This is a genomic window from Priestia sp. FSL W8-0524 (genome assembly GCF_038005965.1).
Taxonomy (GTDB): Bacteria; Bacillota; Bacilli; order Bacillales; family Bacillaceae_H; genus Priestia; species Priestia zanthoxyli.
Map to the genome: position 1 here is coordinate 626,692 of NZ_JBBOUG010000001.1, position 14,490 is coordinate 641,181.

General features: G+C 38.1%; 14 protein-coding genes. 8 read left to right on the top strand and 6 right to left on the bottom strand.

Annotated elements, in window-relative coordinates:
• Window positions 1–35: 35 nt before the first annotated feature.
• Entirely contained in the window at window positions 36–383 is a 348-nt protein-coding gene (locus NST66_RS03155; protein ID WP_014461394.1) for a winged helix-turn-helix transcriptional regulator, read from the bottom strand.
• Between the two features lie 163 nt (window positions 384–546).
• On the opposite strand from NST66_RS03155, the gene NST66_RS03160 reads away from it, so the two are divergent.
• Complete coding sequence (locus NST66_RS03160) at window positions 547–1,530, top strand: zinc-binding dehydrogenase (protein WP_033578159.1); 984 nt, start codon at window positions 547–549, stop codon at window positions 1,528–1,530.
• Between the two features lie 119 nt (window positions 1,531–1,649).
• Here NST66_RS03160 and NST66_RS03165 read toward each other — a convergent pair whose 3' ends face one another.
• Together NST66_RS03165 and NST66_RS03170 are read right to left on the bottom strand one after the other, a co-directional pair.
• Window positions 1,650–3,434 (bottom strand): ABC transporter ATP-binding protein, encoded by a 1,785-nt coding sequence (locus NST66_RS03165; RefSeq protein WP_049166332.1) that lies wholly within the window; start codon window positions 3,432–3,434, stop codon window positions 1,650–1,652.
• Between the two features lie 16 nt (window positions 3,435–3,450).
• The gene (locus tag NST66_RS03170; RefSeq protein WP_049163030.1) at window positions 3,451–5,193 is read right to left on the bottom strand and encodes an ABC transporter ATP-binding protein; all 1,743 of its coding nucleotides are present in this window, start codon (window positions 5,191–5,193) and stop codon (window positions 3,451–3,453) included.
• Between the two features lie 126 nt (window positions 5,194–5,319).
• On the opposite strand from NST66_RS03170, the gene NST66_RS03175 reads away from it, so the two are divergent.
• Complete coding sequence (locus NST66_RS03175) at window positions 5,320–5,805, top strand: DUF6985 domain-containing protein (RefSeq protein WP_028412168.1); 486 nt, start codon at window positions 5,320–5,322, stop codon at window positions 5,803–5,805.
• A gap of 40 nt (window positions 5,806–5,845) precedes the next feature.
• Here NST66_RS03175 and NST66_RS03180 read toward each other — a convergent pair whose 3' ends face one another.
• Both NST66_RS03180 and NST66_RS03185 read right to left on the bottom strand, forming a co-directional pair.
• The gene (locus NST66_RS03180; protein WP_049163033.1) at window positions 5,846–7,396 is read right to left on the bottom strand and encodes a solute symporter family protein; all 1,551 of its coding nucleotides are present in this window, start codon (window positions 7,394–7,396) and stop codon (window positions 5,846–5,848) included.
• 16 nt (window positions 7,397–7,412) lie between these two features.
• Window positions 7,413–7,748 carry a DUF485 domain-containing protein gene (locus NST66_RS03185; RefSeq protein WP_033579473.1) on the bottom strand — a complete coding sequence of 112 codons (336 nt, stop codon included), beginning with the start codon at window positions 7,746–7,748 and terminating at the stop codon, window positions 7,413–7,415.
• A 498-nt stretch (window positions 7,749–8,246) separates the two neighbouring features.
• On the opposite strand from NST66_RS03185, the gene NST66_RS03190 reads away from it, so the two are divergent.
• The 4 genes from NST66_RS03190 (at window position 8,247) to NST66_RS03205 (ending at window position 11,270) form a co-directional block, all read left to right on the top strand.
• Window positions 8,247–8,555, top strand: a complete 309-nt coding sequence (locus tag NST66_RS03190) for a hypothetical protein (protein WP_034269656.1) — start codon at window positions 8,247–8,249, stop codon at window positions 8,553–8,555.
• Window positions 8,556–8,772: 217 nt separating this feature from the next.
• Window positions 8,773–9,528: an IclR family transcriptional regulator gene (locus tag NST66_RS03195; RefSeq protein WP_049163035.1), complete on the top strand. Its 756-nt coding sequence runs from the start codon at window positions 8,773–8,775 to the stop codon at window positions 9,526–9,528.
• Window positions 9,529–9,559: 31 nt separating this feature from the next.
• Complete coding sequence (locus NST66_RS03200; protein ID WP_028412173.1) at window positions 9,560–10,387, top strand: aldo/keto reductase; 828 nt, start codon at window positions 9,560–9,562, stop codon at window positions 10,385–10,387.
• Between the two features lie 121 nt (window positions 10,388–10,508).
• Window positions 10,509–11,270: an SDR family oxidoreductase gene (locus NST66_RS03205; RefSeq protein WP_049163037.1), complete on the top strand. Its 762-nt coding sequence runs from the start codon at window positions 10,509–10,511 to the stop codon at window positions 11,268–11,270.
• Between the two features lie 93 nt (window positions 11,271–11,363).
• Here the strand turns inward: NST66_RS03205 and NST66_RS03210 are convergent, their stop codons facing one another.
• Window positions 11,364–11,819, bottom strand: coding sequence for a MarR family winged helix-turn-helix transcriptional regulator (locus NST66_RS03210; RefSeq protein ID WP_025749716.1), 456 nt, complete (start codon window positions 11,817–11,819; stop codon window positions 11,364–11,366).
• A 352-nt stretch (window positions 11,820–12,171) separates the two neighbouring features.
• On the opposite strand from NST66_RS03210, the gene NST66_RS03215 reads away from it, so the two are divergent.
• Complete coding sequence (locus tag NST66_RS03215; RefSeq protein WP_028412179.1) at window positions 12,172–12,810, top strand: HlyD family efflux transporter periplasmic adaptor subunit; 639 nt, start codon at window positions 12,172–12,174, stop codon at window positions 12,808–12,810.
• Window positions 12,811–12,861: 51 nt separating this feature from the next.
• On the top strand, window positions 12,862–14,487 hold the full coding sequence (locus NST66_RS03220; protein ID WP_028412180.1) for a DHA2 family efflux MFS transporter permease subunit: 1,626 nt from the start codon (window positions 12,862–12,864) through the stop codon (window positions 14,485–14,487).
• Window positions 14,488–14,490 lie beyond the last annotated feature (3 nt).

Sequence of the window (14,490 nt, forward strand, 5' to 3'; positions counted from 1 at the left end):
CTATTCGGTTATTTTAACAAAGCTGCTAGGAGAACTTAGCTGCAATTTGGGGTGTTTCCCATTCTTCTATCTCCCCATGCGCACATCATATTTAAAATTTCTCGTAAGGTTTCGCCTTCTTCACTGAGTGAGTACTCTACTTTAGGAGGAACTTCATTGTATACTTTTCTATTAACTACACCGTCTTTTTCTAATTCTTTTAGCTGTTGAGACAGCATTTTTTTAGTAATAGCAGGCATAGCTCGCTGAAGTTCGCTAAAACGTTTTTCGCCTTCTTTTAAGAGGCATAAAATAACGACTTTCCATTTCCCGCCGATTACTTCAAGTGTTGCTTCAACAGGTACATTATAGTGGGGTGCTTTCACCGCTAATCCTCCATTCATAAACAGATATGAAATATGGATATAATAATTTAATATCCATAGACCTAGGTTACCGGGAAGGTACCTGGTTACATGAAAGTGCCGTCTTTTGTAAACAACATGTATTTATTATACTGAAAAAGAACTTTTAATTGAAGGAAGAAATGTAAAAGGGGAGATCTTGATGAAAGCTTTACTGCTAGAAGGCAAAGGGAAAGTAAGTGAGATGAAAGTCGGAAATATCCAAAAGCCGCATCCAGCTAAAGGTGAAATTTTAGTTAAAATTAAAGCTACTGCCTTGAACCCTGTAGATTATAAAACAGGAAACGGCGGTAATCCCAGTTGGACATACCCTCACGTATTAGGACTTGATTCAGCTGGCGTTGTCGAGGAAGTGGGAGAAGAAGTCACAACTGTCAAAATCGGAGACCGCGTTGTATATCATAGCGATTTATCAAAAAAAGGCGGGTTTGCACAGTACGGAGTGACAACAGCTCATACGGTTTCCCTTATTCCACAAGGAGTTTCATTTGAAGACGCTGCAGCTATTCCATGTGCGGGGTATACAGCATATCAAGCATTGTTTCACAAAATGAACGCTTCAAAAGGACAAACGATTTTAATTCACGCAGGTGCTGGAGGGGTTGGAGGGTTTGCCATTCAGCTTGCTAAAAATGCAGGTCTTACAGTGCTTACAACCGCATCTTCTGCCAATCATGAGTTTGTAAAAAGTTTAGGTGCTGACTATGCAATCGACTACCGTAAAGAAGATTTTGTGAAAAAAGTGCTGGAGCTTACCGATGGACTCGGTGTAGATTTAGTCTTGGATACAGTCGGGCGTAACAATGCAGACGAGTCGGTAAAGGCTCTTGCTTTTAATGGTCAAATTGCATTTATCGCAGGACCTCCTAATGTAAATGATGCGATTTCGTTTGCGCATCCACTATCGTTTCATCAAGTTGCATTAGGAAGCGTACATCAGTCTAACAACGTAAAAGAACAGCAAAAACTTGCGGAGATGGGAAATAAAATGCTTTTGCTTTTACAAGAAAATAAGCTGAATGCTCTTGTGGAAAAAGTCATTTCACTAGACGAAGTGCCGGCAGCTTTAGATGAACTGGCGACTCGTCGAGTAAAAGGGAAAATTGTAGCTGTGATAGATAAATGATAGAGCGAAAAAGAGCTTGAGACAAAAGTATTTTAGTTGAAGTAAAAAACGAACTATTGATCAATAGTTCGTTTTCTCGTCTTTAGATTGGATTGGGTTAAGTTATGTTCCAGCCTCTTTTAAATCGTAAACTGCTGCGTATAGAGCTTGTGGTAAAAACCTTGTTTCTCTAATAGCTCGTGATGATTTCCTTTTTCAATAATCTGTCCGTCTTTTAAGACAAGAATTTGATTTGCATTTTCAATCGTTTTGAGGCGGTGGGCAATTACAAAGCTTGTTTTTCCTTTTAATAGATTACTCATTCCTTTTTGAATATCAATTTCTGTTTTTGTATCAATATTGGAAGTAGCTTCGTCTAAAATTAAAATATCACAGTCAGAGAGCATGGCTCGGGCAATCGATAAGAGCTGCTTTTGACCTTCACTTAAATTTCCTCCACCGGCTGAAATCACGGTATCGTATTGCTGCGGCAGGTGCTTGATAAAAGAATGAGCATTTGCCATTTTTGCTGCGCTTTTCACTTCTTCATCGCTGGCATCTAACCGGCCGAATCGAATGTTATCCGCAATCGTACCGGAAAATAAATAGGTATCCTGAAGAACAATGCCAATTCGGTTTCGTAAATCATGGATGTTATAGTCACTGATGGAACGGCCGTCAATTTTAATGTCTCCGTTTGCGATGTCATAAAATCGTGTGAGCAAGTTAATGATTGTTGTTTTACCAGAACCTGTAGGACCGACCAAAGCAACCATTTCACCTTTTTTTGCTGTAAGTGTAACATTTTTTAAAATCATTTTTTCGTCAGTATAGCCAAATGATACGTTCTCAAAAGCAACGTCTCCTGCAAATTTTGTAACAGAAAGAGCGTTTGGCTTGTTTGTGACGTCCGGCTGCTCATCCATAATCGCAAACACGCGCTCTGCGCCGGCAATAGCCGAAAGAATAGTGTTTACTAAGTTTGCCATTTGACTGATTGGGCGAGAGAACTGACGTGAGTAGTTAACAAATGAAGCGATCATCCCAACTGTAACGCTACCTTGAACAGCCATAAATGCTCCTGCTCCAATCACTAGTGCTAAGCCTAAGTTGTTAATAAAGTTTGTGACAGGACCTAAAAAGCCTGAAAATGTTTCTGCTTTTGTTGCTGAACTTCTCAGCTGTTCATTTCGTTCATTAAAAACAGTTAAAAAATCTTTTTCCTTACTAAAAAGCGAAACAACTTCTCCTCCAGAGATTGCTTCTTCTACAAAGCCGTTTAGCTCACCTAAGTCTTTTTGGCGTTTGACAAAATTTTCACTGCTTCGTTTTAATATTTGTCGAACGATTATAACCATTAATGGAATAACAATCAGTGTGATAATGGCAAGAATCCAGTTGAGCGAGAACATCGCAATGGTAATACCGACTAGAGATAAAATAGAGGACAGAGCCTGAATAACGCTTTGACTCAGAGCGTTATTCAGGTTATCAATATCATTCGTAACCCGGCTCATTAACTCTCCGTGAGCTCGCTTATCAAAAAAGCGAAGAGAGAGAGTTTGAAGCTTTGCAAATAAATCTTGGCGGAGCATTCCGATGGTCGTAAACGAAACGTTTACCATTAAATAGGTTTGCAGCCATGTTAACAAAGATGTCGTAATGTAAATTCCTGCAAGAGTGAGTGACATTCGTATCGTTCCGCTGATATCTTTGGGAATAATATGCTCGTCAATAATAACCCCAATTAAATAAGGGCCTAATAAATTAAGCAGGGAAGTCACAATAACTAAGATGATCGCAGCCACAAGCGGAGGCTTTCGTTTCCCCATATATGACCAGATTCTATATAGTGTTTTTTTCGCATTCTTTGGCTTCACTACAGGACCCTTCATCATGCCTCTAGGGCCGCGAATAGAGCTCATTTGATTTTTACCTTGATTATTCACTAGGCAACACCTCTTTTCCGCCTTGTGCTAGATAAATGTCGTAATAAAGAGAGTGGTGACGAAGCAATTCTTCATGAGTCCCTTGTTCAGCAATTTTGCCTTCATCCATGACGATAATATGATCAGCGTGAAGAAGAGACGAAATTTTAGACGCAATAATAATGACGGTCGCATCGGAAAACTCTTCTTTTAAATGTGTTAGTACCTGCGCTTCTGAGACAGCATCCAACGCGGAAGTTGCATCATCAATGACCAATATAGCAGGCTTTCTAACAAATGCACGCGCGATTGAAAGACGCTGCTTTTGCCCTCCTGATAAGTTGGTTGCTCCTCGCGTTAAAGGATACTCATATTTTTCTGGGAGTTTTTCAATAAACTCCGTTGCGCATGCGAAAGCTGCAGCATCTTCAATTTCTGAGGAAGAAGCATGATTGTTTCCCATTCGAATATTCATATCAATCGTTCCGGTAAACAGTGTAGCTTTTTGAGGAATAAACCCAATGGATGAGCGAAGCTCTTTTACGTCATAGTTTGTCAGATTTTTTCCATCTACAAAAATTCCGCCGCCATCAGGATCATATAAGCGCGAAATAAGTTTTGCAAGCGTCGATTTTCCGCTTCCAGTAGAGCCGATAATGCCAATAGTTTCCCCGTGTTTAGCAGTAAATGAAATATCTTTTAATACGTTTTCGCCATTTTTACTGTAGCTGTATGTAACGTTTTGAAACGATAGATCACCTTTAAGTCTGTTGATTGGAGCAGCAGAGTTTGCTGGAGGAATGTCTATTTTTGTTTTTAAAACAGAATCGATTCGTTCAGCTGAAGGGAATGCACGTGTAATTTGCATCAGCACCATGCTGCTTGACATAAGTCCGTTTAAAATAATCGTTAAGTAATTAATAAAAGCTAAAATCACACCTGCTTCAATTTTTCCTGCTTCAACTTGAAGTCCACCCAGCCATAGAGTAGCTACCATGCCGATATTTACTACAAATAAAATAACGGGCATTAAAAGCGAAATAAGCTGAACAGCACTCATATTAGCTTGCGTCAAGGAGCTGTTTGCTTCTTTAAACTGATTGATTTCATATGATTCTCTTACATACGCTTTTACTACGCGCATCCCTGATAAATTTTCTTGGACTTTTGTGTTTACACGATCAACGCTTCGCTGAACTTTTTTGAAAAGTTTTCCGGCTTTCGTGATCACAAACCAAATGCATAAAAATAAAATAGGGACGACCACGACGATAATAGGAAACAAAGAACGAGCGGTTAATAACACGATCACAATACTTCCTGCAAAAAGTAAAGGTCCTCTAACTAATACTTTTAGCGTCATATTCAATGCGTTTTGAACACTTGTTACATCATTTGTCATGACAGTGATTAAGTGACCAGTCCCTAGTTTATCTCTGTTGCTGTTTGAGAGGTTTTCAATCTTTTCAAAAAGCGATTTTCGAATATCGGTAGAAAAATTTACTGCTGCTTTTGTGCTAAGGATGGCGCAGACGATACCAGCAGCTAAGCCAATGATTGCTAACATAAGCATAAGGATACTTCGGGTGATAACATATGTTTGATTGTTGTTTGCAATGCCATAATCAATGATATGCTGCATAATAGTAGGCTGAAGAAGGTCAGCTAACACTTCAATGACCATCAATAGCGGGGCAAACAGCGCGAGCCATTTGTAAGGTTTTAAGTAAGGGTATAAAGATTTAATTGTATTCACACATTGTGGCACTCCTTTCTGTAAAAAATATGGTAACATAGAATAAGTTTAGAAGTTTGTTTCAAGCACCATTTATTATACGCCAATGCAAGCAGAAATCCACTTTTTGAGAGGGTCAGGTATGCAATGAATCAAACATTACGAGTACATCATCCACTTTTTGGATCTTTGTTATATGACTCGGCCTGGGTTGGAGAAAAACAGGTCACTTTCTTTGGACAACAACAACATGTGTTGCTGACAATTGATGGAGATAAAGAGAAGCCATTTCAAAAACGGCAAGAAGAGGCTTTTCAAGCATTTTGGCTTCAAAGCGAATTATTGTTAAAGAGGACGGAAAAAGCTCTTTTTGATTATTATCAACAGGTGCGAGATGAATACAGAACTCAAGTTGAAAAAGACGTGGTAGACTTATTAGTTCCGAATGTAAAAAAGCGAAAAGACATCGGTTTTTTAGTTGAGTGTATTCAAATCTTTGTTCCTGAAGCACCCCATGATACAAGAGAAGTTGGTTTGTTTTTTGAATGTACGTGGGAAGAAGAGCATATGTTAGCTGTAAAGTTTAGAAATGAACAAATTGCCGCTATTGGCTTACAAGAAGATTTATTCTAGTAAAAAGCCTTGAAGCAACCTGCTTCAAGGCTTTTTGGCATTAATGTTTGACAGGCTCTTCGATTCCCATACCTGTATTTGCTTTTACTAAAATCTCATCAAATTTCTTTTCGTCTGCTTTTTTAGACGAAAGAAGTGTTCCTATAAAAGCAGCTAAGAAGCCTAGAGGAATGGAGATAATACCAGGGTTTGTTAATGTGATGAGCGGCTCACCTACAAAGATAGCAGCTCCAGGCTCAGGTGCCCACACGTTTGGACTAATGGCAACTAAAAACAGTGAGCTGAATAGTCCAACCAGCATGCCAGTGACTGCTCCTGCTGTATTAAAACGTTTCCAAAAAATAGTAAGAAGAATAATTGGCAAGTTAGCGCTCGCTGCTACGGCAAATGCAAGTGCAACTAAAAATGCTACGTTCATGTTTTGAGCAAATAATGCAAGAATAATAGATAGAATGGATACCCCAATAGAAGCCCATCGTGCAGCCACTACCTGTTCTTTTTCAGTTGCAGCCCCTTTACGGAGAATATGACTATAAAAGTCGTGAGCGAATGCTGAAGCTGCTGAGAGCACCAGCCCAGCTACAACAGCTAAAATCGTAGCAAAAGCTACAGCTGAGACAAACGCAAAGAGAAAGTCTCCGCCAAGAACTTGAGCGAGCAGGGGAGCTGCCATGTTTCCTGCTGCATTTGCTTTGATAATATCATCGTACCCTACGAATGCAGCAGCACCGAACCCTAAAAAGATTGTCATAATGTAAAAAACACCAATGATCCACGTTGCATAAATAACAGACTTTCGTGCGGTGATGGCATCTTTTACTGTAAAGAAACGAATAAGGATATGAGGAAGGCCTGCTGTACCAAGAACAAGAGCTAAATTCAACGAAATCATGTCCAGCGGATTTTTGAATTTATTTCCTGGATTTAAAAATCCGTCGCCAAGAGGAGTTGCGGTTTTCATCTCAGAAAACATTTTAGCAAAGCTAAAATCAAATTTTGAAAATACAATAATGGAAATAATGAACGTACCAATCATGAGAAGCAAGGCTTTGACAATCTGCACCCAGCTGGTCGCCGTCATCCCGCCAAATACAACGTAAACCGTCATCAACATGCCGACAATCAAGACAGAATACACGTAATCTAGACCAAGTAATAAATGAATTAATGCTCCTGCTCCAACAAGCTGCGCAATCATATAAAAAATGGAAATGGTGATCGTGTTTAATGCGGCAACTCCCCGCACTTTCTTTTCGTTAAAACGAGCTGCTATCATATCTGCCATCGTGTACTTTCCTAAGTTGCGAAGTGGTTCAGCTACAATGTATAACACGACGAGATAGGCAACTAAAAAGCCGATGCTGTAAAAAAAACCGTCAAATCCAGAAAGCGCTACCATTCCAGCTATGCCTAAAAATGACGCAGCAGACATATAATCTCCGGCAATCGCCATGCCGTTTTGCCAGCCGGTTAAACTTCCATCTGCTGTATAAAAGTCACTGGTCGTTTTTGTTCGCTTGGATGCCGCATACGTAATGATTAGCGTAAGACCTACAATAGCTAAAAAAAGTGAGAAAGCTAGTACGTTCATTCATTTAACCCCCTATTCAATTTGCAGCTTCTTTTTTTATCGTGTCAACAAGTTCATCAAATTTCGAGGCTCTTTTTGTGTATAAAATGCATAGGGCCCAAGTCATCACAAACTGTGCAAAAGCAAATACCCACGCCCAAGTCATAGAAGCAAAAGCTGGTTTGTTTAAGACGGTTGTGTAAGCCGTTAAAATAGGCAAGGTAAAATAAAAAGCAAGAAAAAACAGAGAGAGCGGTAAAATAAAATTGCGTTTTTGTTTCAAAAGCTTTTGAAATGAAGCAGACTGTACAATTTCTGTGTAATCAGGAGAGGAAGAAGCATTGTTTACCTTCTTTAAAGAATTTTCATTCATCGCCAAGCGGAATTCCCCCTTTGATAATAAATAGATGAAGCAAAAAGCTCCATATCACTTGAATTATATTATTTTCGGAATAAAAAGTAAATTCTGTCTTTTTGTGAGAATGGTAACTTTGGAAGTTTTTTAATATACTAAAGCTTCAAACTAAATGCATACTGCCATAATAAAAAACGAACAACATTCAATATAAAGGAGAAATCGTTCACAATAGAAATATTGAAATTAACCCTTAGTTTCTCTTACATATAAGGCTTTTCTTTATTATTTAAACGTTATTTTTTTTGTTGGATCTTTTGAAAAATAAAAGAAGATGATGATAAAATCATAAGCACACAATAATGTTAGATAGGAAACAGGTGAAGAAAGTACGCTATTATTTAGAGATGGTTATAAATAGACAAGATATTATGAAAGATTTCTATATGAATGATATTTTTTCTTTATAGTAAACAAACAATGTGACTACTTATATAAAAGAGAAAAGGTGAAATAATGGCATTTGGAATCAAACGCCCGGAACTAAACGCATGGAAAGCAGCTGTTAAGCGAGGAGAGATCGCATTTTTAACTCATTACTGGCTCGATGAGCGTTTTCCACACGCAACTACCGTAACAAAAGTAGGTTGCAGTGACTTAAATAAGCTGATTAAGTGGGGAGAAAAGTATGGTATTCCCGCTAAGTATATTGATAATCGATCCGGCTATCCGCATTTCGATTTACTAGGCGAGCGTCAGAAAGAAATTATGAAAAAGGAAAATCAGCTGGAGCAGCTGAAGCGATTTGAAGAAGTTAACGAATGAAAAGCAAAGTTAATTTTAAAAAACTGTAAAAAAATTCTATTGTTACGGCTTTTTTTATGTTTAAATAGAAAAAACAGTGGAATAGATTAAGAAGAACAATTACGTTATGTATTCTCTTATATAGGGAAAATAACTTAGTTTAGTTTCCTTATTTGATACGATAAAGAGCTTTGTTTTATAATAAAATTGTTGTTCGGATAAAAGGAGGAAGAAGGGCATGTCCGAGGTTGGAACTTTAAAAAAAGGATTAGATATCTTCTCTTTGCTTTTAAACCGTCCGAATATGACTATTCCGGAAATGATGGAAGCGCTCGGTTTTAATAAGAGTACGATGTATCGTCTTGTGAGCACGCTTGAACAAAACGGATTTATTGTAAGAAACCCGTCTAACCGCTATACGGTTTCACCACAACTGGTGCTGGCACTCGTACAAAATACGATGCATACGAACTATGAAATGAATTGGCTCTCTGTTCCTGCTATGCAGAAGCTGAGTGAAGAGACCAATGAGACCATTTACGCGGGAATTCTCCATCATAAACAGATGGTTACAACTCAGGTGGTGAACGGGCAATATAGCACTCGTACGCATTCCGAAGTAGGAAATAAAAAGCCGCTTCATGCAAATGCTATTGGAAAGTGTATTCTTGCTTATCAAGAGGACAGCGTGCAAAAATCTATTCTTCACGCACTTTCGCTTGAAGCTTATACAGATCGAACGATCACCGAGCTGGACGAGCTGGAAGCTGACTTAGCTTTAAGTAAGGAAAGAGGATATGCTGTCGATGATGAAGAACGGGAGCCTGGCGTTCGCTGTATTGCAGCCCCTATTTTCAGAAAAGGAAAAATAATGGCAGCTATTGCTTTATCAGGTCCATCCGTTCGTATTTCAGAAGAGAAAGACGAAGAACATGCTGCACTTGTTAAACAGTGCGCAGAACAAATTTCACAAGCAATTACTCTTTACGAATAATTCAACAGTAAAAAAGGGGATGAACAGCAACATGGAAAACTTACAGTCAACAACGACCTTAGCAAACGGCGTTAAAATGCCGTGGTTAGGTTTAGGTGTTTATAAAGTAGAAGATGGTCAAGAAGTTGTAGATTCAGTTAAATATGCAATCAAAGCTGGATACAAAAGCATTGATACGGCTAAAATTTATGAAAATGAAGAAGGCGTGGGACAAGCGATCAAAGAATCAGGTGTTTCTCGCGAAGAACTATTTGTTACATCAAAAGTGTGGAATGCAGATCAAGGATATGACACAACTCTTCAAGCGTTTGAAACAAGCTTAAACAAGCTAGGTCTTGAATATTTAGATTTATACTTAATTCACTGGCCGGTTGAAGGTAAGTATAAAGATACGTGGAAAGCACTTGAAAAGCTTTATAAAGACGGGAAGATTCGTGCAATCGGCGTATCGAATTTCCAAGTGCATCATCTAGAAGACTTAATTGCAGATGCAGAAGTTAAGCCGATGGTAAACCAAATCGAATTTCATCCACTTTTAACACAAACAGAAGTGCGTGAATACTGCAAAAAACAAGGAATCCAAGTGGAAGCATGGTCACCGCTTGCACAAGGTGAGCTGCTTGATAACGAAGTGTTAACTCAAATTGCTGAAAAGCACGGAAAATCAACTGCTCAAGTTATCTTACGTTGGGACTTGCAAAACGAAGTAGTAACGATTCCTAAGTCAACAAAAGAACATCGTATTATCCAAAATGCAGACGTATTTGATTTTGAATTAAATGCAGAAGAAGTTGAAAAAATTAACGCATTAAATCAAAATCATCGCGTAGGTCCAGATCCAGATAACTTTGACTTTTAATGTTAAATTAAGACTAAAACGTCTTGTAAGATAAATAATAAACAAAGCGCTATTGTCATTCATGCAGTAGCGCTTTGTTTATTAATTAGGAAATGTGATGGTTGAACGAGGAGGAAAAGTAATGAAAATGTCAGGAAACACTATTTTAATTACGGGCGGAGCGTCTGGAATTGGATTGGCGCTTGCAGAACGTTTTTTAAAGGAAGGAAATGAAGTTATTATTTGTGGAAGAAGGGAATCCAAGCTGCAAGAAGCAAAAGAAAGATTCCCTTCGTTACATACAAAAGTGTGCGACGTATCAATAGAAGAAAGCAGAGTAGAGCTGGTAAAATGGGCGACTGAAAGGTTCCCAAAATTAAATGTTATTGTGAATAATGCAGGCATTCAGCAGCGCGTAAATCTTTTACACATGCACGAAGAGTGGCAGTATTACGAAAAAGAACTAATGAGTAATGTAAGTGCTCCTATTCATTTAACTTCGCTATTGATTCCTCATTTCGTTCAACAAGAACGTGCTGCGGTTATTAACGTAACGTCGGGGCTGTCTTTAACACCTGGAGCATGGGTGCCAATTTACAGCGCAACAAAAGCGGCGTTAAGGTCGTTTACGATTAGTTTAAGACATCAAGTAGAAGAAACAAATACCGAAGTGATAGAAATTCTTCCTCCAGCCGTGAACACGGATTTAGGAGGACCGGGACTTCATACATTTGGAGCACCGCTTGATGACTTTGCTGATTCAATATTTGAAGAACTGAAAAAAGGCAAAATCGAAATTGGCTATGGAGACAGCGCTAAAAGGCTTCATGCTTCTAAAGAAGAAATTGAGAAAGCTACAGCACAGGCTTGGAGGGGATTTTTAAAGAACAACCCTGAATTTTAAAGTCAGAAAACACAAAGGTTTCTAAACCCTTCAATGGTAGCGGGTCATAAAAAGCGTGTGTCCATAAAATAAATGGACACACGCTTTTTATCATTAACGATCCACGGTTTGTCTAATTCGTTTTTCCATTTTCTCAAGCATGCGGAGGTACTCATCCTGTTCTTCTGGAGTTAGAGCAAAAAGCATGTCTTGCCAAAATAAATTTCGCTGCTCAATTACATAGTTCACTAATGTTTCGCCAGCCTCCGTTAAGGATATCCATACAATTCGGCGGTCTTTTTGGTCACGTACGCGCTTAATGAGTGCATCATCTTCTAATTGATTTAATAAAATGGTAGTAGCCCCGGAGGTTAGCTTTAGATTTGAAGAAATTTCGGCTACCATACGTTTAGAGCTGATTCCAATGAATTTTAGAATTAAAAATTTTGTAATGGTCAAATTATAGGGCTGCTCACTGATTTTATCTTCCAAGAGCTTTCGCTTGAGTTCAAATAATGAGGTTTTAACTTGGTCAAGTTTTTCTAGTTTATCTATTAACTGCTGATCCATCATAATCACCTTTTCTTTATCATTATAGGTGTTAAACAATTGCTGCTAGTTACCTATTGTGGTTTATGTATATAGGGAGTTTGTTCCAAAAAAAGGAGCTGTTTTTGTGTATAACCCTATGCTTATATATCTAACTTTAAAGTAAAGTAAAGTACTTGTAAAGAAACCAAAACTTTTAAGTTGTATTTCAGTTAAAGATGTAGTAAAGTATTCAGTCGGGAAAACTTTATGAAACATAAATGTTTAGTTTTAAAAATAAATTAAAATCAAAGTTATTTACAACTAAATATCTTTGTGATAAAGTTATCTAGCGTAATACTTAACTGAATGAAATATTAAGGAGGTAAAATAAATGTCAAGAGGGCGTTTAATTTTAATGAACTTTATCGGAATTATTGTAGTATTAGCTTTAATTATTGGTGGGGGATACTATTATATTCAAAAATCTAATTATGTATCCACAGACAATGCAAAAGTGTCGGGCGATCTTTATACAGTAGTAGCGCCAGCGGCAGGTAAAGTAGCAAGCTGGAATATTGAAGAAGGTAAAGATGTTTCAAAAGACGATGAGGTAGCTAAAATCCAATCAGAAGATGGAGAAAAAACAGTTACAGTACCAGAGGATGGTAAAATCATCAAAACACAGGTAAAAGAAAATCAAATGGTTCAAGCTGGTCAACAAATTGCTAGCGAAGTAGATATGAATAACTTATTCATCATTGCAAACATTAAAGAAGACAAATTAAAAGATATTGAAGCTGGCGATGACGTTGATGTAACAGTTGACGGAGATACTAAAACAACAATCGATGGAAAAGTAGAAGAAATCGGTTATGCAACAAACTCAATTTTCTCATTAATGCCAAGCTCTAATTCAGACGGCAACTATACGAAAGTATCACAAACAGTTCCTGTTAAAATCTCTATTTCTAACTACTCTGAAAACGTACTACCAGGTATGAACGCAGAAGTTAAAATCTCTAAAAACTAAGAACGTACATGATTAAGAAGAGAAGAGAAGAAAGAAAGGAGGAAGGAACTGATGTCAGCAAACACGATACAACCAGAGGAAAGCTCAGTTAAAAAGCATATCCCGCTACTAGTCGTACTTATGCTTGGATTGTTCTTAGCAATTTTAAACCAAACGCTGCTAAATGTTGCGATTCCGCATCTGATTACAGAGTTTGGCGTTACGGCTAATACCGCACAGTGGTTGCTTACAGGATATATGCTTGTAAATGGTGCACTTATTCCATTATCAGCCTATTTAATTGAACGTTTTGGCGTTCGTCGCTTATTCTTATTTGCGATGGCCTGCTTTACAATTGGAGCGCTTGTCTGCGGAATCGCGCCGACTTTCTCAATTATGCTAATTGGACGTCTGGTTCAAGCAGTCGGGGGCGGAGTGCTAGCACCTCTAGTTATGACCATTATCGTATTTATTTTCCCTCCTCATATGCGCGGAAAAGGAATGGGTATCTTTGGTTTAGCCATGATGTTCGCTCCGGCAATTGGACCGACGCTTTCAGGATGGGTTATTCAAAACTATGACTGGCACATTTTATTTACGGGAATGGTGCCACTAGGTGCACTCGTACTTATTATTGCAGCTTTTAAATTAAAAGATATTAAACCGCCTCAAAATGTAAAAGTAGATCTAATTTCTGTGTTTACATCTCTTGCAGGTATGGCTTTACTTCTATACGGCTTCAGTGAAGCTGGAAACGATGGCTGGACGGATTCAGTTGTATTATCAACGATGATCGGCGGTATTGTCTTATTAATCATCTTTGTTGTACAGCAGCTTCGACTTAAAAGTCCATTACTTGATGTGAGAGTATTTAAATACAATATTTTCTCATTATCTAATATCATCAGTATTGCCATTACAATCAGCATGTATGCTGGTATGTTCTTATTACCGATTTATTTGCAAAACATCCGTGGCTATTCAGCGTTTGACTCAGGCTTATTAATCTTGCCTGGTGCACTTGTTATGCTAGTCATGTCACCGATTTCTGGTACGCTGTTTGATAAATTAGGACCGCGTCCACTAGGGATTGTCGGGATGTTGATTACGGTTGTGACAACATTTGAATTTACAAAATTAACGCTTGAAACACCGTTTAGTCATATTGTTATTATTTATATGATCCGTGCATTCGGTATGTCATTATTAATGATGCCAATTATGACAGCTGGTTTAAATCAGCTGCCGGCAAAATTAAGCAGCCACGGTACATCTATGTCGAACACGCTTCGTCAGGTGAGTGGTTCAATCGGTATCAGTTTAATGACTACAATCTTTACAAATCGCACAACATATCATGTGAATGAAATGAGCAGTTCAATGACTACATCTGATCCATTCTTTATGAATAACTTCCAGGTATTCGTGCAAAAGATTGCTCAAACGCTTCACCTTTCTCAAACAGAAGCGCAAAAACAAGCTTTAACAACATTAGCTGGAAAAGTTCAAGCGCAAGCAACTGTACAAGGAATTAACGACGCGTTTTACTGGACAGTTATCATTGCCATTATTGGATTGATTTTAAGTTTCTTCCTACGTGATGTTCGTAAAGATCCAGTGGTAGAAGTAGAAGAGACAGAAAAAGAAACAACAGACGATATTCGTATGTTACCGGCACCAAAAGATATGAACTCATAAGCA